This window comes from Vibrio floridensis (assembly GCF_021852965.1).
GTDB classification, from domain to species: Bacteria; Pseudomonadota; Gammaproteobacteria; order Enterobacterales; family Vibrionaceae; genus Vibrio; species Vibrio floridensis.
This window is the reverse complement of sequence record NZ_JAKGCY010000010.1, coordinates 16,176-37,971: the sequence shown is the minus strand read 5'-3', so window position 1 is coordinate 37,971 and position 21,796 is coordinate 16,176. Positions and strand designations below refer to the sequence as shown.

Annotated in this window: 15 protein-coding genes; 10 read left to right on the top strand and 5 right to left on the bottom strand. The window is 48.2% G+C overall.

Features of this window, described 5'->3' with window-relative positions; translation table 11 throughout:
- The first annotated feature begins 110 nt into the window (after nucleotides 1-110).
- Genes LZU85_RS14815 through LZU85_RS14795 form a run of 5 tightly spaced genes read left to right on the top strand, consistent with a single transcriptional unit; the run spans nucleotide 111 to nucleotide 8,653 of the window.
- Nucleotides 111-2,165: a prolyl oligopeptidase family serine peptidase gene (locus tag LZU85_RS14815; protein WP_237287469.1), complete on the top strand. Its 2,055-nt coding sequence runs from the start codon at nucleotides 111-113 to the stop codon at nucleotides 2,163-2,165.
- Entirely contained in the window at nucleotides 2,166-4,301 is a 2,136-nt protein-coding gene (locus tag LZU85_RS14810) for a TonB-dependent hemoglobin/transferrin/lactoferrin family receptor (RefSeq protein WP_237287468.1), read from the top strand.
- 16 nt (nucleotides 4,302-4,317) lie between these two features.
- Nucleotides 4,318-6,624: a proprotein convertase P-domain-containing protein gene (locus LZU85_RS14805; protein WP_237287467.1), complete on the top strand. Its 2,307-nt coding sequence runs from the start codon at nucleotides 4,318-4,320 to the stop codon at nucleotides 6,622-6,624.
- Nucleotides 6,625-6,639: 15 nt separating this feature from the next.
- Nucleotides 6,640-8,091: an Lcl C-terminal domain-containing protein gene (locus LZU85_RS14800; protein ID WP_237287466.1), complete on the top strand. Its 1,452-nt coding sequence runs from the start codon at nucleotides 6,640-6,642 to the stop codon at nucleotides 8,089-8,091.
- Nucleotide 8,092: 1 nt separating this feature from the next.
- Entirely contained in the window at nucleotides 8,093-8,653 is a 561-nt protein-coding gene (locus LZU85_RS14795; protein WP_237287465.1) for an Lcl C-terminal domain-containing protein, read from the top strand.
- Between the two features lie 119 nt (nucleotides 8,654-8,772).
- Here the strand turns inward: LZU85_RS14795 and LZU85_RS14790 are convergent, their stop codons facing one another.
- Nucleotides 8,773-10,416 (bottom strand): methyl-accepting chemotaxis protein, encoded by a 1,644-nt coding sequence (locus LZU85_RS14790; RefSeq protein WP_176299449.1) that lies wholly within the window; start codon nucleotides 10,414-10,416, stop codon nucleotides 8,773-8,775.
- Between the two features lie 469 nt (nucleotides 10,417-10,885).
- On the opposite strand from LZU85_RS14790, the gene LZU85_RS14785 reads away from it, so the two are divergent.
- The 5 genes from LZU85_RS14785 (at nucleotide 10,886) to LZU85_RS14765 (ending at nucleotide 16,882) form a co-directional block, all read left to right on the top strand.
- A complete protein-coding gene (locus LZU85_RS14785) occupies nucleotides 10,886-11,707 on the top strand; it encodes a phosphate ABC transporter substrate-binding protein (protein ID WP_176299448.1) in 822 nt (273 codons plus the stop codon).
- An 87-nt stretch (nucleotides 11,708-11,794) separates the two neighbouring features.
- On the top strand, nucleotides 11,795-12,727 hold the full coding sequence (pstC, locus tag LZU85_RS14780; RefSeq protein WP_176299447.1) for a phosphate ABC transporter permease subunit PstC: 933 nt from the start codon (nucleotides 11,795-11,797) through the stop codon (nucleotides 12,725-12,727).
- Nucleotides 12,728-12,748: 21 nt separating this feature from the next.
- Nucleotides 12,749-13,612, top strand: coding sequence for a phosphate ABC transporter permease PstA (gene pstA, locus LZU85_RS14775; protein ID WP_176299446.1), 864 nt, complete (start codon nucleotides 12,749-12,751; stop codon nucleotides 13,610-13,612).
- Between the two features lie 61 nt (nucleotides 13,613-13,673).
- Complete coding sequence (pstB, locus tag LZU85_RS14770) at nucleotides 13,674-14,423, top strand: phosphate ABC transporter ATP-binding protein PstB (protein ID WP_176299445.1); 750 nt, start codon at nucleotides 13,674-13,676, stop codon at nucleotides 14,421-14,423.
- 317 nt (nucleotides 14,424-14,740) lie between these two features.
- The gene (locus tag LZU85_RS14765; RefSeq protein ID WP_176299444.1) at nucleotides 14,741-16,882 is read left to right on the top strand and encodes a diguanylate cyclase; all 2,142 of its coding nucleotides are present in this window, start codon (nucleotides 14,741-14,743) and stop codon (nucleotides 16,880-16,882) included.
- Between the two features lie 107 nt (nucleotides 16,883-16,989).
- Here LZU85_RS14765 and LZU85_RS14760 read toward each other — a convergent pair whose 3' ends face one another.
- From LZU85_RS14760 to LZU85_RS14745, 4 genes are read right to left on the bottom strand one after another with little or no spacing between them, the layout of a single operon-like run.
- Complete coding sequence (locus LZU85_RS14760; protein WP_237287464.1) at nucleotides 16,990-18,615, bottom strand: BatD family protein; 1,626 nt, start codon at nucleotides 18,613-18,615, stop codon at nucleotides 16,990-16,992.
- Between the two features lie 10 nt (nucleotides 18,616-18,625).
- On the bottom strand, nucleotides 18,626-20,368 hold the full coding sequence (locus LZU85_RS14755; protein ID WP_237287462.1) for a VWA domain-containing protein: 1,743 nt from the start codon (nucleotides 20,366-20,368) through the stop codon (nucleotides 18,626-18,628).
- The gene (locus LZU85_RS14750; RefSeq protein WP_237287548.1) at nucleotides 20,361-21,299 is read right to left on the bottom strand and encodes a vWA domain-containing protein; all 939 of its coding nucleotides are present in this window, start codon (nucleotides 21,297-21,299) and stop codon (nucleotides 20,361-20,363) included. The genes LZU85_RS14755 and LZU85_RS14750 overlap by 8 nt, the downstream gene beginning before the upstream one ends.
- A gap of 25 nt (nucleotides 21,300-21,324) precedes the next feature.
- Complete coding sequence (locus LZU85_RS14745; protein WP_176299441.1) at nucleotides 21,325-21,795, bottom strand: DUF4381 domain-containing protein; 471 nt, start codon at nucleotides 21,793-21,795, stop codon at nucleotides 21,325-21,327.
- Between the last annotated feature and the right edge of the window lies 1 nt (nucleotide 21,796).

The window sequence follows — 21,796 nt, the reverse complement described above, 5'->3', positions numbered from 1 at the left end:
GTATTTGTGATCATTATCACTAATTTGTGGTAAATGATAATTGATGTTATTTGCATTTGAGGGCAAACTAGCGTCCTTTCATTTACTTTATAAATGTAACTTCCAAAACTATGAAATTTATTCATCTTTTTTTGATGCTGGCATGGCTCCCGGCAGGGTTGAGTTTTGCTCAAAATTCCTCTGTGACGGATAAGGATGCTAAAGACAAGTATGAATGGCTGCGAGATGACTCACGCAGTTCACCGAGAGTGCGTGCTTACTTAGAAGAGCAGAATCAGCTTGCAGCACAAAGACTGCTTGAAAGTGAGAGTTTGGCACACATGCTGGAGAAGCAGTGGCAAGCGATGCAGCCTGAGAAAGGTGAAGAACCATGGGCTTATCGTGAAGGAGAGGAATGGAAGCTAACCAACCAAGGCGGCAGTTTGCAATTGATGCACCGCGACCCACTTACTCAACAAGCAGAGGTGGTGTTCTCGTTTGTCGAGCGACAAAATAACACCGCTTACTATCAAGTGGGTGAGTGGGCCATATCGGCAAAACGCACACACTTGTTGTTTACCGAAGATCGTCAAGGTAGCGAGCGATATCAAGCGGTGTTGGTCGATTTAAAGCAAGGCCATATCGTTGAAATTGCACAAGACTTGGACACGCCAGTGCTGCTCTCTCGCGATGGTTTGACCGCTTATGTGATTGAGAAAGATCAGGCTCAGCGTCCATCGAACATCGTGGCGATTGAGCTAGAAACGGGTCGTCAGCACAGCTTATGGCAGGAAACGCGAGCAGATTGGTTGATGTCGTTTTATGCCGCCAGCGATACAAATTACGCGCTATTGCAAAGCAACAATGAAAACAGCAGCGAACAAAAAATCCTCAACTTGCGCACTGGAGAAGTTTCCGCTGTTCTGCGTAAAGCTGAGCAAGGGATGGAATATTATGCGGATATCAGCCAGCAAACGCTTTTTGTTCAGAGCAATCATGCTGGTGATTTTCAGCTTTATCAGGCTCCGTTGCAGACACCGACCGATTGGCAACGCTTTAGCGATCACGTCACAACGCTGAATCAGTTTTATCTGTTTTCGGCAGGTGTTGTGGTGAGCGCGAGTCAGGGTTCAGATTCATTACTTTCGGTATTAAGCTACCGCGGTGAACTACGCAAGCAAATCCCTCTGAATCATGCTGGTGAAGCGGCTTGGATTTCGAGAAATGGCGATTTTTCTAGCAACAAAGTGCGCATTCGTAGCATGTCGATGACCACGCCACCGACATGGCGAGAGCTCGACGTGAGCTCGCTGAGCATCAAAGAGATTGCCCAAGATCGCTACGCCAATTACCAAGCCAATTTGTACCATACTGAGCAGATTTTGGTTCAATCTTCTGGTGTTGAGGTTCCGGTCACGCTGGCGTACCGTCGTGACAAGCTCACGGCAACTTCCCCAGTGATTCTTTATGGTTACGGTGCTTACGGCTTTACCATGAAACCTTATTTTATGCCGCAGACCATCAGCTTACTTGATCAAGGCGCCATATACGCAGTGGCGCATGTTCGAGGGGGCGGCTACTTTGGCGCGTCATGGCACGATGCAGGGAAAGGGATCCACAAAAGTAACGCCATCGCTGATTTTGTCGCCGCCGCGCAAACACTTCGCCATGTTAGCTTAAATGGGGAGGGATCTGAGCCGGTGCAGCGCGACATTTACCTAATGGGATCCAGTGCTGGCGGCACATTAGTGGCGGCAGCGATCAACCAAAAGCCGGAACTGTTTTCAGGGGCCGTGCTCAAAGTGCCGTTTGTTGATGTGCTCAACAGCATGTCAGACAGCCGATTACCGCTGACTGAGCAGCAATATGGAGAATGGGGTAATCCCGAGCAGCCTACTCAACGAAAAGCGATGCAAGAGTATGACCCCTACCTCAACCTTCAACCGGTCACTTATCCGCCCATGCTGGTGCAAATTGGTTGGCACGATCAGCGTGTGCCTTATTGGGAAGGGGCGAAGTACCTGACAAAACTGGCGGCGCTTAGCACGGGAACCGGGCCTTATTTGTTGCAAACGGATTTTGATTCAGGCCACGCCATGGACAGGCGTAAAGGATTGGCACAACAAGCCAAAGAGTATGCTTTTTTACTTTCACTGATCGAAACATCGAATAAATCGGAGCAATAAATGAAACTAACGCCTGTCTCAGCGGCGGTACTGTCGGTACTCGCTGCTAACTTCGTGCACGCCGAAAATGGCCACGCCGTGATGGAAGAGATCGTCGTGACGGCTAATCAAATCGAGCAACCGCTCTCAGAAGTGGCGGGCTCTGTGTCGGTGATCAGTGGTAAAGAACTAGAGAAAAAAGGCCAAACAGAGCTGTACGATGCCCTGCGTAATGAGCCCGGCGTCAGTGTCACGGGAGGCGCGGGTCGGCCACAAAACATCGCCATTCGTGGTATGACGGGCAACCGAATTATGATCGTTCGCGATGGCGTGCAAAGCGCCGATGGTTTTGGTGCCAATGACATCAATGACAAAGTGGGGCGTAATTCCTTTGACTTGGTCAACGTCAAAAGCATTGAAGTAGTGAAAGGAGCCAGTTCATCCATTCACGGCTCAGGCGCGCTGGGTGGCACCGTCGTGATTGAATCGATGCAGCCGGGTGACTACTTAAAAAACGACGATTTCTATGCTGATGTGGCCACCACGTACTCTGGCATCAGTGATAAAACCCAACTGATGAGCAATTTGGCCTTTCGCTCAGGCAACACCGACTCGTTGCTGACGGTCGCGTATTGGCAAGGAAAGGAAACGCGCAACTTCAATCAAGATAACTACCAACGTGAGTTAGAAGGGGCGAGCGCCAGCTACCAGCTCAACCATTTTGTTGGTGATGCGCTGATGTTAAGTGTTGCCGCAGATGCTTATCGTGAAGGGCAAATTCGTCGCGAAGGGAGCCCAGGTATACATGCGGATGGCAAATGGGATCAAAACCAGTATTACGAAGACTCGCACGTCACGGATCTCGGTGTTTCGGCTGGGCTGGAATATCAGCCTATGGACGCATTTTGGTTCGATGAAGCCAAAGCCAAGTTGTATTGGCGAGACATGGCGGATGTTGAAGACATCAACCGTCTCTACGGCAGGCTGGATCAAAATGGCATTACGGAGCAAAAGCGCAGTTTAGAAAACAACGAATTTCTCGACCAGCTTGTGGGCTTTCGTGCTGACATGACCAAAGCGTTTGCCACCGACCAAACCGAGTACCAGCTTGCTTATGGCTTGAAAGTAAACAGCAACCGCTATTCGAGAACGTCTGAGCGTCAATCCTTGGTTTCGGGCGGTTCAAGTGCGTTCAGCAAACAACCGTTCACACCAGCCAAAGCGCTCAGTGTGGGCATCTATGGCTTGGAAATGTTGCAGTATGGCCGCTGGACAACCACGTTAGGATTGCGTTTTGATGCTCATCGCCTTGCTCCCGATGGTGATGGACACAGTAACGGCTTTGCGAAGAAGAATATTGACAGTCAAGAGTGGTCACCGAGCTTCTCTATCGCAAGAAAAGTGGCTGACGCTCATCAGCTCTATTTTTCGTACAACCATGGTTACCGAGCGCCAACGTACGACAAAGCATACGGCTATGTGTCTCATGAAGACATTCCATTCACTCCGTTTATCATCATTCCTAAGATGGATCTCAAAGCCGAAACCAGCGATTCGTTCGAGGTAGGGCATAAGTTTGATAACGGTACCTCACGCCTTTATGTGGCACTGTTTTACCAACAATTTGATGATTTCATTGATGTCAAAGAAGTGGGTATGGTTGGCCCTGTGACGCTGAAGCAATACCAAAACCTCAACGGTGTTGAAACCTATGGTGCAGAGTTATCGGCTGCCCATCAGATCAACGAGCAATGGTTACTGGCGACGAAAGCGGGTTATGTCGACGGCAAAAATGACCAAGGCGAATACATTCGAACCCTTACGCCTGTGGAAGGTAACGTTGAGCTGAGTTACGCCAAGCAAAACTGGTCTGCATCATTGTTGTGGAACTGGGCAGCAAGTATGGACCGTGTACCTGTGTGCGTGAATGACTTCAATCAAGAAGTGCCGTGCGCCAAAACGGACTCGTGGCACAGCTTCGACCTGTTTGCTTCTTATCAATGGAATAAGGATCTGACGTTGAGTGCCTCCATCGTCAACCTATTCGACAATGAATACATTCGCTATCAAGACGTGGCGGGCATTTCACAAGCCCACACCACTTATTCCACTGAGCCGGGGCGCTACTTCACGGCCAACGTGAAATACCAGTTCTAAGCGCATGGAGTCGAAAATGAAGAGCAAACTCACCTTACTTGCCCTGCTACTGGCGATGAATCCGCTGGCTAACGCAGCGCAGTGGGATTACCCCGAAGAGCGAGTGACCTTGAATAGTGCCGAGCAAGTGCAGCAGTTTGTTCAGCAGCATTATGCTGATCAGGGCGAATTTAAACTTAGGTATCAAACCACCTCACTATTGGGCCATCACTATAATTTTGATGTTTGGCAACATGGGCAGTACCAACAGCAAAAGAGCCTTGTGGTGACAACGGATCAGCAGCACCGAGTGGCGCGCGTGTTTCGTAGTTTAGAAAACACGGTGTTGCTCAATGGCGAACCAACCACGGCGGTGGAGTTGGAACACCCTCGAAGATTAGAGGCGGATTTTCCCCCCGCCCTGGAACAAGGTGAACTCGAAACGGTTGAAATACAGGTATTTGACCCAGATCTTCGCACGCAACAACAACTTCCGGCCCCAAGCAGTGGCTGGAATAGCATGGATGACTACCCTGGCGTGATGGAATATCAACGCCGAAACGTCAGCTTGCTAAAAACCGATCAGGGTTATTTTTTACGCAACCGAAATGTGGTCGAAGTGGATGCGAAAGCGCTGATTTCAGTGGAGGCACAAGATGGTGTGCCAGTCAGAGACGAAAGCGGTTTTGCGGAGACGTCGGGGATTAGCCATTTTGCAGCATTGGCGGATCTGCAAACGCTGCAGAGCAATGATCCGCGTTTTTTGGCAGTGATGGCGTTTTACCATCTTGATCATTCGCTCGAATACACCAAAACATTGGGCTATGCGCTGTTTAATGAACCATTAAAGTTTGATGGGCGTGGACTGTCCGCCAACAACTCCACCTATTATAAAGGCCCTCAGGCGGCGATGTTTGGCTTGGGCGGCGTTTCACCAGATGCGATGGATGCCGATGTTATCTTGCATGAGTTTGGCCACGGTATTCACTATCAAATTGTGCCCGATTGGGCATATGGCCATAGCGGCGCGATCGGCGAAGGGTTCGGTGATTATTGGGCTGGCAGTCACAGTTATCGTCAGCAATATCTCGATGCCGCAAGGCGTGGCCAAGAGTTTGAACTGGATACAGTATTCAATTGGGATGGCGTGTTTGGCAATCGTCTCTCAACTCGAAGCTTGTGGAACCAACGTGCGCGCTATTTTGAACATGGCCACTATCGAGCGCACGAAAGTGTTGGGGGTGAGTTGGGTGATGAATTGTGGTCAACGCCGCTGTTCCAAGCCCTGAAGGAGTCGGTCACCTTGCTCGGTGAAGGGGATGAGCGTGTGTTTCGCGAGTTCGATACGATCGTTTTGCAAGGTATGTATGGCGTCGGGCGCGGTGTAAAGATGCACGATTTGGCGGAAAGCACCGTGCTGGCCGCTGCCACTCTTTATCCTGAAAAACCGTATGCTGAGATTTTGCAGCGCCATTTTAAACGACATGGCTTGTTAAAAGCGCCGTTTATCAGCCGTCTTGAAAGTAAATACATCACGGATGCGAAACCGCTCTCCATTGAGCTGGTGGCCAATGGTCGAGCTGCAGACGTTGAAGCAAGACTTTCTCTTCAGCAACAGATCTTGGTGGAAAAGCAGAGCCTGCTAACTCATTCATTTACCCTAAGCGCGGAGTTACCAGAAGGATTGGTATGTGGCCAGCCGTTTATCGCGCAAGTGGAGGCCGATTATCGTCATCAGCCTTGGCTGGCAAAGCAGCAGTGGCAAGAGTTGATCACCTTGGTGCGAGGTGTTCCTCAGTTACTCAACCGTGCGCAGCAGATGGACGTACGACTGAATGATGCCAGCACTGACGCGCAGGGCCGTTTTAACGTCGGGCAACAGATCTTCTCGCAGACATTTCTTGATCGCGACGTCACTATTGGCGAACAGTTCGCCATTTATCTCGATATTGACCACGCATCAATGGCGGATCTGTCCATCACTTTGACGTCACCAAAAGGTGACAAGCTGGTGCTTTGGAATCACCAAATCAGTCAGGGCAACGGCTTCAAAGGTTATTTCACGGTGGCTCACGACGCGCAATTAGTGCCCTTACTCGGTCAGCAAGCCTGGGGACGCTGGCGTCTAGAGATCATGGATTCCATCGAAGGCAATCAAGGTCGGTTAAACGCGTGGGGCATCAGCCAGTTTGAGCAATACCAATGCGTTGTAAAGCCCGAACAGAATACTAACTCAGTGACAGCCTCAAAAAGAGAGGGTGGTCTTCTTTCCCCTTTCACTATCTGGTTCCTATTCACCCTTTTTATGGCGCGAGTGCACTGCTCTCGTCAAAATTTAAGCTAAGCAGAAGAAAACAACATGAAACGACACTATTCCCTTATTGCCTCCGCGCTGCTCTTGGCAGGTTGTGGTGGTTCATCATCTGGTGGCGGTGCCAGCACCACGGCGCCCACTTATTCATTATCCGGTCAAGTTGCGCTGGCGGAAGCGAACAGCACGAACACCAAAGTATGTGTGGACTACAACCAGAACTCGCGCTGCGATCAAACGGAAAGCGCCATCGTGTTGGATGGCAATGGTCAGTTTCGTTTTCAGTCGACCAGCAAAACCTTCTATAGTCGTCCGGTATTAGCTGAAGTCGCGTTGGCGGGCAATCAAACCCTCTTTCTTTCTACGCCGGGTCAGAGCAAAGAAAAAGGCCTGGTGATCAATGAAGTCACGTCATTGATTTCTGCCATGGTCAATGAAGGCGCTACCGTGACGGTTGCCAAAGAGAAATTACAACAACAGTTAGCGGATGCGGGCGTTGCGGTGGGAGACGATCTTCTGACGACAAGCCAACCGAATGGCCTTGAGGTGTTGAACGAGAACGTGCGCCGAGTGCTGGGTAAAGTAAACAGCCATGAGCAATCGCGTATTTTGGCGCAAATTGCCCACCAGTTGCAGTTTACTGGACAACATTTCGCGACGGATGCGTTAAGCGAGCAAACCATTGAGCAGTGGCTCGAAGCGATCAGAAACCAGCCAATACAACGCCAAGTGATCAACGATACCGGGGTTGTTAAGCACTTCTCTGGCAACAGTGTGAGCTTAGAAAACGCGCCAAGTGAGCATTATCCTGGCCAAGATGCTTCATTTGGTTTTGATCGACTCGATAGGCAGGAAAGCACACAAAATGGTTTCAAACTGGTCAAGCTCGATGGCAATGGTAACCCATTAGCAGATGACGCTGAGCAGTGGTCTTGTGTTCAAGATCTGCGTACAGGCTTGATCTGGGAAAACAAGAGTGCCGATGAGCAGTCGCTTCAATATCGCGATCGTATTTTTACCCTCAAGTTACCTCGTTTTGAACCGTACGCGGAAGATCTTGCAGCGTCTGGCTGCCACGATGCGGGCGACAACATTTGTACCACGCAAGATTACGCGGCGCAACTGAGTCAGCAAACCTTGTGTGGGCAAACCAACTGGCGTTTACCGACGGTGCAAGAATTCTACAATCTCATCGATTTCGGCGAGCAGTCCCAAACGGAAACCGGCCAACAAAAAGGATTGAATCAGCGTTACTTCCCGCAGCAATCATTGGGGCATACCGATCTGGATCCGTATGGCTACGTATGGACATCAACGGTGAAATTTACGCAATACAACGCGTTTGCGACCGAAGGCAGCATCCAATCGGCGGCGGTGCGACTGTTGGGTGAAGACCGAGGCCAAATCGAATACTTTGAAATTTATTCCGACACGGTGGCAGCCGATTCCGGCAGCTCTTTCCAACTACCTGTCCGCATGGTTGCAGCAAAAGGGAACTAAGATGAAAAAAACACTCACAACATTGGCGCTGGTTCTTGCTTCAAGTTCGGTATGGGCAGAGCAGCAATGCTTAGACAGCTTGACCCCAACGGCATCGAATGCCCGTTTTAGTTACTCTGAGCTCGGTACCGTGACCGACAAGCAGACGGGTTTAACCTGGATGCGTTGTGCCGTTGGCCAGCAGTGGAATCAGACTCAAGAGCGCTGTGAAGGCGAGGCCCAGTTAGAGAACTGGCAAAGTGCGTTGCAAACGGCGCAAGCGGTCGATGATGAAAACGCCAACCACGCCTTGTTCAATTTTGCTGGTAAGCGTGGCTGGCGAATGGCCAACATTAAAGAGTTAGTCTCTTTAACGGAGGCTGCGTGCCATTCCCCATCTTTGAATGCTCGCGCTTGGGGTTCAGCGTACGCAGTAGAGCTGGGTAACTTGACGGCGTATATCTGGAGCAACACACCTTCCACACAAGGTGCGTCAGCACTGAGCTTTGATAGTGCCAATGGCGAAGTGTATCACCACGCACAGATTCAAGGCCTAAGTGTCTTACTGGTGACTGAGCAATAACTAACGGCTATCAAAAAAGTATACTTGCAATAACAAAAGCGCATCGAGATTCGATGCGCTTTTGTTTATACAAAAAAACGCCCTACCAAAAGGCAGGGCGTGTGATCAGTGTGTTGACGTTAGACTTTAAAGTATCCTAACTGTTCTTTTTGATTCTCCGCGAGAGAGGAGAGCTCTTGACTCGCTGCCGCCGCTTGAGTAATGCCCGTGACATTTTGGCTCACCAGCTCGTAAATGTTACTCAAGTTTTGGTTAATGTCTTTGGTCACTTGATTTTGCTCTTCAGACGCAGTCGCCACTTGGGCGCTGATCAAGGTGAGCTCTTCAATCGAGTGGCTAATCTCACTTAGGCTCTGGCTCACTTCGCCCGCCAGTGTTTGATTGCTCGCCAGTGTTTCAAGGCTGGAGTTCATGCTCTCATTCGCGCGTCCAGATTGCGTTTGCAGCTCTTCAATAATGGCTTGGATCTCTTTGGTGGAATCCTGCGTTCTTGCGGCGAGCATACGAACTTCGTCGGCAACCACTGCAAAGCCTCGACCACTTTCTCCCGCGCGAGCCGCCTCAATGGCCGCGTTCAGTGCCAGTAGGTTGGTCTGCTCTGAGATGCTTTGAATCACCTCGATCACTTTACCAATCTGCTCTGACTGAACTTTCAGCGAAGTCACTACACCTGCCGCCTGATTGAGCTGCTCAGCCATCTTATCGTTGGCGCGATTATTTTGTTCAAACATGCTGAGAGTGTGTTTTGCCAATTGGTTGGCTTGGCTAGACGCCGTATCCGCTTTTACAGCATTGGCGGTGACATCTGCAGCTGTCGATTCTAATTGGCTAACGGCAGAGGCGACTTGCTCCACTTCATTTTTCTCTTGATCAGAATTGACGCTCGATTGTGTCATCACAGCGGCAAGCTCTGTTGAGGCTGACGCCACATCCACGCTAATACGAACCAATGCGTCTACGGTATTACGCAGTTGATGAATGGTGGTATTCACGTCTTGAGCCAGCTGTGCGACTTCATTTTGGCCTTCGGCTTGCGCTTCGACTAGTAGATTACCTTTCGCCACGGCTTGCATGGTTTGCTGCAAAGAACGGATAGGCTTAACAATCATGTGTGCGAGCACCATGCTGATAGAAGCAGCAACGGCGAGAATACCCAACATAGCGAAAACAGAGAGAGTGAGTGTTGAACTGTGCTGACTGCCGTTCTTTTTAACATCGTCAATCGCCACCTGATTGAGTTTTTGCGACAGTGTGTCAATCGCTTTGACCATCTCTTCTCCGGCTTTGCGGTAAGCGGTCATCGCAACATCGTACTGTTGTTGAAAATCGGATGAGAGGTAGCTCTCACCATGTTTCACCTTAAGTAAAGGAAGCATGACATCGCGAGAGTAGTCGACGTAGTGATTTAACGCGCGACGCATTTCCTCAACTTCGTTTTTCAATCCCGGTACCGCTTCAACCTTATTGAGCAAGGCGCGGATATCATTTTGTTTTTCGGACAAAACTTGAATAAACGTGGTGAGGTCATCAGGTCGAAATAGACTATAGATCGCTTTAATGCGCATCCCGTACATGTTATCGACAATTTCACCGAGCTCACCTTTGTGGACGATGAGTTGCTCGGTGGAAACCGTCACACGCTCAAAAGCGTTTTTTAAGTTGCTTGCTCCAAGAGTGACTCCTCCTAGAAGCAATACGATAGTAAAAGCAACGGGCACTAACACCTGCGCTTTTATCGAAAGTGAATTAAGAAAACGACGCATTAAAAACGACCCTCTGTGAACAAATAATTAATGAGAATGAATATTATTGTTTTATTTTTATTAGTGGCTGATTGTAACCATTCGTCAACTGTATTCAATGACTTATTTCGTTACAAATGTCATTAGTGGTTGGTGGTCACTCTCATATTGACGGGTAAATAGCAATTCTCCGAGAGGGCTCACAATGCGCGTAAAGCATGATTTCTTATAGAGTAAAAAAACTAGATTAAAGAATGAGCTCTTCAATAAAACCGTTTTCATAACGAATCTATTGCCAAAAAGTGAGGGGATGGCTTCATACGATTTGTTACACATTGATACTGATCGATGGCTAGGTTTATTAGCACAACTGTCAGCAATGTGTCACAGAGGGTTCAATGAAGTGAAACACAACTGTCATATTCACATTCTAAAGTGGGCATCGTTCAAGTGACACACAACGGCAATTCGGCCAATAAAGGATATTGTGATGAAAAAGACAGTAATCGGTGCGATCGCTCTTATGAGCGCTCTGACAGTGACAAGTGCTTCAGCAAAAGAAACGATCTCTGCAGTGGGTTCTAGTAGCGTAACGCCACTGATGGAAGTTTTCTCTGAAACATACATGAAGAAAAACCCTGAAGTTTTTATTGAAGTTCAAGGCCCTGGTTCATCGGCGGGTGTCAAAGCGGCGAAAAACGGTTCAGCAGATCTCGGTATGTCTTCACGTGACCTAAAATCGTCTGAGAAAGAAGCCACTTTGGTAGAAGAAGTCGTCGCTCGTGATGGCATTGCAGTGGTGGTAAACCCAAAAAACAAATTGAAAGGTCTGACTGCTGAGCAAGTTTCTGCCATCTACAAAGGCGAAGTGACGAACTGGAAACAGGTCGGTGGTGAAGACAAACCTATCGTGGCGATTACTCGTGATACAGCATCAGGTACACGTGGCGCATTTGAAGACATTCTTAAACTGAAGAAGAAAATCTCGGGTAAAGAAGTGTCTGCAATCTCTCAACGTGCTCAAGTCGCGAATGGAAACGGCGCACTAAAAACCATGGTGGCTTCAAACCCTTACGCTATTGGTTATATCTCGCTAGGTACTGTTGATGAGTCGGTTCACCCGCTAGCTATCGATGGCACGGATGCGTCTATTCCCAACGTGAAAAATGGCTCTTACAAAGTCGCTCGTCCATTCCTTGTTCTTTACAAGCAGGGCAAACCATCTGCTGAAACGCAAAAGTTCCTTGATTGGATGCTGACGCCTGAAGCGCAAGCCATCGTCGAAAAGAAAGGCTACATCTCAGTTAACTAATCAAAGCTCGTTTAATTTGCTCAGCCCTAACTTTGGGCTGAGCGTTTTCCATCCAATTCGATTTATTCGAACTGTGAGATTAGATTCATGACCATCGCAACTAATAGTGAACAGCTTATGAATAGAGAAGCTAAAGCTATCGGCAAACCTCGTTTACGTACGCAAAAGCGCATCGATTGGCGCGAGCGTATTTTCCATGGTTTGTTTCTCACCAGTGCCGTTATCGGCATCGTTTCCTTAGCGGTTATTGCTTATTTTATCATTCGAGAGAGTATCCCTGCGTTTCAAGAAGCGGGTGTTTCTGGCATCGTTTTAGGTCAAGATTGGCTACCGCCGGCGCTTTATGGCGTGGCAACCATGATTGTGGCTTCGATGATTTCAACTTTTGGCGCCGTTTTGGTTGGCGTGCCTGTGGGCGTGCTCACCGCGATATTTATTGCAGAAATTGCGCCTAAAGCGGTTGCCGATATTATTCGACCAGCAGTCGAGTTGTTGGCGGGGATTCCGTCGGTTGTTTATGGCTTCTTTGGCTTAGTCATCATCGTGCCTTTGGTTCAGGAGCTGTTTGATGTTCCTGCGGGCAACACGATTCTGGCAGGTATCATCGTGTTGGCGGTGATGATCTTACCGACCGTCATCACGGTTTCAGAAACCTCGATTCGCGCGGTACCACGTGCCTATAAAGAAGGCTCACTGGCACTGGGCGCATCCAAAATATTTACGATCTTTAAGTTGTTGGTTCCTGCAGCACGCAGCGGCATTATGACTGGCGTTATCCTCGGCATCGGCCGTGCGCTGGGTGAAACCATGGCGATCATCATGGTAATGGGCAATGCCCCAGCCATGCCAGAAGGTCTGCTGGACTCCGCACGCACCTTAACCGCCAATATCGCCATTGAAATGTCCTATGCGAGTGGCGTGCACGCCAATGCGCTGTATGCGACAGGTGTTGTATTGCTGGTGTTCATTATGGCGCTTAACGCGGTACTGCTTTATCTCAACCGCGAAAAAGCCAAGTAATTGCAGCTTAAGGATTGAATTATGGAACGCGCAAAACTAAAACAATCACGACAGTTTAAAGATGGTGTGTTAAGCGCCATGGTATGGGCTGCGGCTGCACTGACCGTTGGCTTCCTGTTTTGGATCATTTGGTACATTCTTTCTAACGGTTTACAGCACGTGAACTGGAGTTTTGTTACCGACAACTACACTCGCACTGGTGATGAGCACGGCATCTTCCCGATGATCGTCTCAACCCTATACATGGTCATCGCTTCGATCGCCGTTGCTGCGCCACTTGGCATCATGACGGCGATATACCTAACCGAATACGCCAAAGTGGGCAGCCGATTGGTGAAGGTAATTCGTTTTTGCACCGAATCGCTGGCGGGTATTCCTTCGATCATCTTTGGCCTATTTGGTATGACGTTCTTCGTCGCTATTCTAGGCTTAGGGTTCTCGATTCTTTCTGGTGCACTGACCTTAAGCATCCTGATTCTGCCCGTGATTATCCGCACCACAGAAGAAGCGTTAATGTCAGTGCCACAGACTTACCGTGAAGGTTCGTATGGCTTAGGGGCATCAAAGATCTACACCATCTGGCGATTGATTCTGCCAAGCGCAATGCCAGGCATCATTACGTCTGTCATTTTGAGTATTGGCCGAGTGATTGGTGAATCGGCGCCGGTTTTCTTAACCGCAGGCATGGTGGCACGTATTCCCGAGTCGTTAATGGATTCTGGACGCACCCTCACCGTACATTTATATAAACTGACCACTGAGCTGTTTACTATCGAAGAGTGGAATCAAGCGTATGGCACAGCCACGGTACTGATTGTGGTGGTGCTGTTGATCAACATGGTAACCAAGTTAATTGCAAAACGTTTTAACACAGCGACTTACTAACGTAAAAACAACCTAAAAGTTGCTTAAAACGCAGATAAAAAAGAATTGAGAGATGAAGACTATGAACAAATTTGATATCGAAAACCTAGACTTGTATTACGGTGAAAACCGAGCGCTGAAATCGATCCATCTACCCATTCCGGTTCGTCAAGTCACCGCATTGATTGGGCCATCTGGTTGCGGGAAGTCAACCTTACTACGTTGTCTGAATCGAATGAATGACCTGATTGAAGGGGTGAAGATCACCGGTAAGTTGGCAATGGATGGCGAAGATATCTACGGCAATATTGATGTCGCGGATCTGCGCATTAAGGTGGGCATGGTGTTCCAAAAGCCAAACCCATTCCCGATGAGCATCTATGAAAACGTCGCGTATGGCTTGCGTGCGCAAGGCATCAAAGACAAGAAACAGATTGATGAAGTGGTCGAGCGTTCACTACGTGGCGCGGCGTTATGGGACGAAGTGAAAGATCGTCTAAAATCGCATGCTTTTGGCCTTTCTGGTGGTCAACAGCAGCGTTTATGTATCGCGCGCACCATTGCGATGGAGCCGGATGTGATCCTGATGGATGAACCAACCTCTGCGCTTGATCCCATTGCGACACATAAAATTGAAGAACTGATGGAAGAGCTGAAGAAGAACTACACCATCGTGATTGTGACGCACTCGATGCAACAGGCACGACGCATTTCGGATCGCACCGCCTTTTTCTTAATGGGTGAATTGGTCGAGCATAATGATACCCAAGTGATCTTCAGTGAACCGCGAGACGATCGCACACGTGGTTACGTGAATGGTGACTTTGGTTAAAAACACAGCGCCTAAACAGCGCAATAGTGAGACGAAATTATAACTATAAGCGATGGTATTTTGCCCCTCTATTCAGAGGGGCTTTTTTGTCTATTCGTTTTGCGGTTGCTTGCTGCGATTCTGTTATTCAGCAAATTTATAAATTGATGCAAGCGTTATCATCACCAAGAGAAAAAATGCCAACACTCTCTCGCTTAAGACATAATCCGATAGGAAAATGCGAACGACTTAACAGCTGATTTTGAATGCATTTGATTGCACAGTGTTGGCGCGATACCTTATTGGGGAATCTGTAATAGAAAAACGGTGTTAGCACAGTGGATTTCCGAAGCTTTATGCGCAAAGTGTCCTCAACCAGAGATCATCGATTGCTGGCTGAGACGATGTTTGATTACCTCTCCAAATTGCTGCAAGTTGAAGCGATGGTCATTTTTGATGACCCTAGCGTCAATCAATCTCTTTCAGTGCGCTTTTCGAGCGGTGAGCCGGCGTCGCTTATCGATTTTCCTTCGGCATTTTGGCAATGGGCAAGGCAGTTCGATACCTCCGAAAGCTTAATTCCACTCGCCATCAACACCTGCAGCTGGGATTACACAACGTTACTGGGCAGCAACAGCTACATCATGATGTTAGATAATTTCCCGATGCTACGAACCTATATTTTGATCCAAGGTGTGAAAGTCGGTTCGACAGACGATGTGTATGAAAAAACGCATGATGTTATGCAATTGGTGGCCGCAAGGTGGCAATGCATCAGAGCGGAAAAGCAGGCTGCTTTAGAAATCAAAAATCGTGACATTCGAGAAGCGCAATACATTGACGAAATCAATCAGCGCGAACAGTTCATCGACAACATGAAGTTGGTTCAAGAGGTAGCGTTGGAAATCTCCAATCCAAGCTCGCTCAACGATCTCTATCGTATGGCGGTCGAAGCGCTGCGCGATCGACTCGGGTTTGACCGTTCGACCTTCATGCTGCTTGACATGAAAAAACGGTGTTTCAACGGTACCTATGGTACGGATGAACACGGCAATACCGTTAGCGAGTTCCATACCCAGTATGACTTACACCAACTTGGTGAAGATTACGTCACCGCGCTTTCTTCTCGCGATACCAACCTAGTTGTGTTGAATGAGACTCCGTTGTATACCGCAGGCCAAGTGGTTGGGCAGGGATGGAATGTGATGTTGATTCTACGTGATGGCCATGAACCGTTCGGCTGGTTGGCGCTGGATAATTTCATTCACCGTAAGCCGATTACCAGTTATCAAAAGCAGATGCTGCAATCTTTTGGTTCGCTGCTATCGCAAATTTATATTCGCAAGCGCCAAGAGCAGAATGTCAGGATGCTGCACTCGAGTATGGTTGAGCTCTCACGCTGTGTCACCGTGAGTGATGTTTGCAAATCTGCAGTTTCCTTTGCCATCAAACACCTTGGTGTGGATCGGATGGCGGTATTTTTAACCGATGAACACTGCACGTATATGCAAGGCACTTGGGGAACGGATATCCAAGGCAATGTGGTTGATGAATCGTACTTTTTTGGTGAAACACAGGATTATGCTTTGATCAATTTGGCTCGTTCTATGCCTAATGAAGTGGCGTTTGAAGAGTCGGTCCCGATTTATCATGATTGCAATATTGTTGGTTTCGGTTGGGGGGCAATGACGCTGTTAACCAGCAACACAAAAGTCCCGATTGCTTTTATTGCAGTGGATAATTTATTGACTCGTTCTCCGCTGACCTCACAACTGCGTGAAGTGTTAAGGATGTTTGCATCGAGCTTGGCGGAAGTTCTCCAAAGAACCCAGGCTCAAGAAGCGATCAGTGAACTCAATGAAAACTTAGAAAAGGAAGTGCGTAAGCGTACGCAGGAACTTGAAGAAGCCAACCGTCAACTGGATATCCTTTCTAAGCTAGATCCCCTTACCCGATTGGGTAATAGGCGGATGCTAGAGCATGTCATGGAATCGATCTGCTTACGTGAAGATGACAAAGCTCTTTCCCTTGGCTTGATACTCATCGACATTGACCACTTTGGGCTGTTCAATAATCACTATGGTCATTTGGAGGGCGATATCGCGTTAATGCGTATTGGCCACATTCTCGATCATCACAGCACAGGAAAAGAAGAGGTCTTTTGTCGTATTGGTGGTGAAGAATTCGTTTTGCTTATGATAGGCAGCGACGAAAAGTCAGTTTATCAACGTGCGGAGTGCATCCGAGACTGTATCGAAAAGGAAAAAATCCGCCATAAAGTGAACCCAAGTGGAGAGGTATTAACTGTCTCAATCGGTGTTTCAGTCGATACGGTAAAAGGGAGAGACCTTCATTTTGATAAATTGTATCAACAAGCCGACGTGGCACTCTACCAAGCAAAAGAGCGAGGTAGAAACTGTGTCTGTTTGTTCTCTGCCAACGAGGAAAATGTGGCAGAGACATGCGCGTTAAGTAAGTAGTTGTTCTCGTTGCGATGACTCGTCACGTCCTTGATGTCAGCGTTCATTCCCTTATGTGCAGATCTGGTGCACATAAGGGATTTTTGTTTGCACTAAGCAGTGATGAGTTACAGTTTTGGCAGCGAAAAATCATCGTTAAAGTTAGGTGATTTTCCATGCGTTTTTAACAGAGTTGATAATTTGTCAGATGGCCATTTACCGCTGTCATGGGCGTACGTTGCTTGATGCAGTAGATGCAACTCTTGTTCAATTTGACTGAGCAGTTCTGCATTGGGAGCATGTTGTTTGATCCATGCGCGTACGCGCGCTTCAATTTGAATGGCATCACCACTGGTTAAACACTGCTCAAGCGACGGTGAAACGTGTGATATCTCTTCGCCTTTGCCTTCTAGGCGTGGAACCGTTTTAGCGCGTTTGTACCAATAACCCGCTAAGATTGAGCTTAGCAGCCAGAAGGCGGCAAATACCCAAGTCAGATAAAACCAAATATTGGTGTGATTGGGGGCAGAATGTATCTCTGAATGCTGAGCGTCAGTAGAAGCTTCAGGTTCGTCACTGCCCACTGGCAACGTGTAAACTTGCGCCGTACTTGGCGTGATGTTCAACTGCCGTCCTTCGAGAAAGGCTTTGTCTGCTTGATCGGTTTGTGTGTTCCACCAGTCCAACTGCAAAGAGGGGAGTGTGAGCTCGCCTGTGGTTGTCGGAATCAGCACTTGTTTTACTTTCATTTCAACCACGCCATCGGCTTGTTGTATCACCACCGGCTTTTCACTGTACACCCTGACAGAATCAGGATAGTTAATGGTCAAAGAAGGCAGCAAGTTTTGGTCAATGCCTTTTGCGGTCAACGTAATTTCACGAGTCACGCTGCTGCCTTGTTCCACTTGGTCAGTGGATGGGCTATTACCCAGCCAAGCTTGTTTTAGTGTTAACTCAGCAGCAGGTAACCAAGGTTTGACCGCGTGGGTAGGGATTGGCTTAACGGTCAGTACTTGGCTTGATGCTGGGGCGTCCAGTGTGAGAATTTTGGTCGATCCTGTTAGGCTATCGCCGTAAATGTATGAACCTGTCAGGCGTGGACCGAACAACTCAAATCGCCCTTCAGTTTCCGCAGTCAGACGGTAATTTTGTTCAATAACGGTAATTTGCAGACCATTTTCAACACGTTGATACTGACGGCTTTGCCCCAGAGGTTCCAACTGCATCCCAGAGATTGCTGGTGGAGCAATTCGCGGATTTTCAAGACGACGCGGATCCGCCAAAATGCGGATTTCTACTTTGAGTTGTGTCGATTGTTGTGGATAGAGTGTGTCTTGAGCCAGTTGTAATGCGTATTGAACGATCTCTTGTTGCTTTGGCTCATGTTGATCCACAGACACTTCCAGCACGATAGGATCACTGCTTACTCCTTCTGCACTGAAAGATGGAATCGTGAGATACCCAGCTCGATTGGGTGCAATCGAAAGTGTCCACTCACTTAACTTGGAAGACTTGCCGTTGGTGTAGTTACTTGATGAGAGAAACCTTGGGCCAGAGGTAAAAAAGTCTTGGTTGAGTGATGAAAAGTCAATGTCATCGGCATCAAGCGAAAAATCTGCTCGCACGGTGAGTTGCACAACTTCATTTTTCGACACTTTGGTTTTGTTAACGCTAGCGATAATGCTTTTAGCGCATGCAAACTGTGGGAAAAGCAGCGCCATGGACAAGATGAAAAAGGTTACGATTCGGTTCATTGCTTACTGATTACCACTTTTTTTCATAGTTTTCTGGAACAGGTTTTTGCTGGGCTTGCAATACCATCTGTGCTTTGAGCAGGTAGGCAGGATCTCGAGCGTTTTCCACTGATTCCAGCTTTCTTAAGTCGGGATTCTGATCTTGATCTTGCTCTCTCTCTCGTTGTTGCGTATCCGACTCATCGGCGGAAGGCTTCGGTTTTTCAGTTAGGCTGTTAGCCAAATCTGCGTTGTTTTTGGTTTTGTCTTTTTGGTTGCTTTCGATTTTATCTGACTGTTTTTCTTTGTTATTTTCTTTTGTTATTTCCTGATTCTTCTCTTGACTCGATGGTTGAGTTGTTGAAGATTGCTGTTGCTGTTGCTGTTGCTGTTGCTGTTGCTGTTGCTGTTGCTGTTGCTGTTGCTGTTGCTGTTGCTGTTGCTGTTTTGCTTTTTCTACAACTTGGCGATTGGCTTGTGCCTGTTTGAGGTTCGGGTTTTTCTCAAGCGCTTTTTGGTAAGCCTCCAGCGCATCATCATATTGGCCGTTTTGCGCCAGTGCATTGCCCAAATTGTAGAGCGATTCCGCGCTCTGCGATTGCGCAAACTGCTGTGCAGCAAGATCATACTCACCAGCTTGATACGCTGCTGCGCCTCTCCAGTTTGTATCCTCAAAGGTTTTTGCTGCGGCTGCGTAATCTTGTTGGTCAAACAGCGCTTTGCCCTGTTGATCTGAATTAAGAAAAGGTGATGCTTCGACTTGAGGCGTTGTTAGGATGGGGATGAGTACCAGTGCCATCATCCAGATATCGCCACGACGAAACAAGGGCAAAGCCAAGAGTAACAGGATTGGGACTAACCAATAGCCGCCGTTTTCACGCACGTCACTGCGTTGGTCAGCCTGCTCTTTGTGATCCATCATCGTGTTTGATGTCTGAGTCAGTGCTGCGATTTGAGCGACATCTTGATTACCAAACTGGATTGGAGCGAAAGAACCACTGGTTTTTTGTGCTAAGTTCGCCATGTTGAGCAAGTTTGACCTCGCCACAACGATTTGACCGGCGGTGTCACTCAATAAACGACCATCAGGCAGAGGGATCGGCGCGCCATCCGGTGTTGCTACTGCAAGTACAGACACGCGGACTTGTTTGCCTTTCAATAGTTGTAACGATTCACTTAACTCTTGATCATCCACATCGTCACTGATGACAACAATGTCACCTTCGACAGTGTCTCCTTTTGCCAGTTGCGCCAATGCAAGTCGGATAGCGTTTGGCAAATATGCCCCTTGATATGGCATTAGCTCGGGCGAAAGATTTGCCACCAGATTGCTTAACGTTTTGCTGTCGCTGGTGAGAGGGCTCAGAATGTACGCATCCCCCGCGTAGGCAATCAGGCTGGTGCTGCCTTCCTTCCACATGGGAAGTAGATCCATGGCTTTATATTTTGCTTGCTGCAGTCGACTAGGCGAGATGTCCTTTGCATATAAGGATTGAGACATATCCATGATCAACACGCGATTGTGCTGTGTACTAAAAATGGGACGAGAGCTGGTTTGCCAACTTGGTGAAGCTAGCGCGATCAAACCTAGGCTCCAAGCGACAATCCAAACAGTGATAGTGAGGGATCCCGTTGGCTTGGTGGCTATTTGACTTAAATGAGCGGCGATCGGGCCTTGCGCTCTTTTGCGTTGAAAGCGCCCTATAAGCCAAAGAAAGGGTAAGGCGACAAAGCCCACCAGCCACCATGGTGAAAGAAAAACCAGATCAGGCATGATTTCTCCGAGATAAGAACAGCAGTAGTGAAAGAGTGAGGGCCAGCATCAACGGATAAGCAAACCATTCTTGTTGAGGTCGCCATATTTGCGCTTCAGATGAGACGGGTTCCAGTTGATTGATAGCGTGATAGATCGTCTGCAACTCATCGTTATTACGTGCGCGAAAATATTGACCTCCCGTCAAAGTGGCAATTTGGCTTAATGTTTTTTCATCCAAATCCGCCGCTGTGTCAACTTTACGAGTCATGAAAAACTGTTTGACTTCCATCTCACCGGCACCAATACCGATGGTGTAGATTTTTACGCCGAATTTTTGTGCAATTTCTGCCGCTTCAAGGGGGGATAACGTCCCCGCAGTGTTGCTGCCATCACTGAGCAAAATCAAAGTTCGGTGAGGCGCATCGCTATCGAGTAAGGTTTTTGTGGCTAAACCAATGCCATCACCAATGGCGGTTTTTTGCCCTATCAGGCCTATCACAGTTCGCTTTAACTGTTCGGCGACAGTGGCTCTGTCTGCGGTAATTGGCGTTTGTAAGTAAGCATGGTCTGCAAACAACACTAACCCGAGTCGATCACCTTGTCTCTGCTCGATAAACTGAGACACAACATTTTTTACCGCGCTCAAACGGTCGATATAGTCGCCATCTTTCAGCATATCTTCTTGTTGCATCGAGCCAGACAGATCGACCACCAGCATGAGATCACTATATTGCGGAAAGTGTTCAATCGGTTCGCCGAACCAAACCGGACGAGCCGCCGCGCTTATCAAAGCAAGCCAAATCCCGAATGTTGTGAGTTTGGCCAATTTTTGCTTCACGCCAGCAGAGTCTTGCTCTTTAGGCAGATACGCCAAATGAATGGCGAGCGTCGGCTTCGTCTCTGGAAGCAAGCGAAACGCCAAATACGGTAACGGCAAGAGGACAAACATTCCCCACCAAAGGAACTGAAATCCCTCAGCCACGCAATCCTCGCTTAGGTGGTAGCGCTTTTTCCACCCACAATTGGCAGTCTTGAACTAAGTCGAGGTCATGTTCACTTCGTACATTTTGGTAGAGCGCTGCTTGCCACAATGACATTTTGCTACTAAAGCGATTGTCTCCGAGTTGTGTATCGAGAAACTGATACCACTTTTCTCCGTGCAAAGAGGCGATAGACTCTCTGGAGTGGTAGCACAGCGCCGCTTGACGCAGTAACTCTATGGCCGTGGAAGGTGTGTGCGGAGTGGTGGGTTTGAGAAACAAATGTAACGCCGCTCGTTTGGCTTTTAAGCGTTTCCTACGCCAAAGGAAAAACAGGCAAATGGACAAGAGAAAAACGAGTGTGGCGGCAATTGTGGCCCACCATCCCCACGCCAAGGGAAACCATGAGGGGGCGTCCGGTAGAATCAAAGGTTGCAGCGCTAAAGGTTGAGTGTTTGTTGTCATT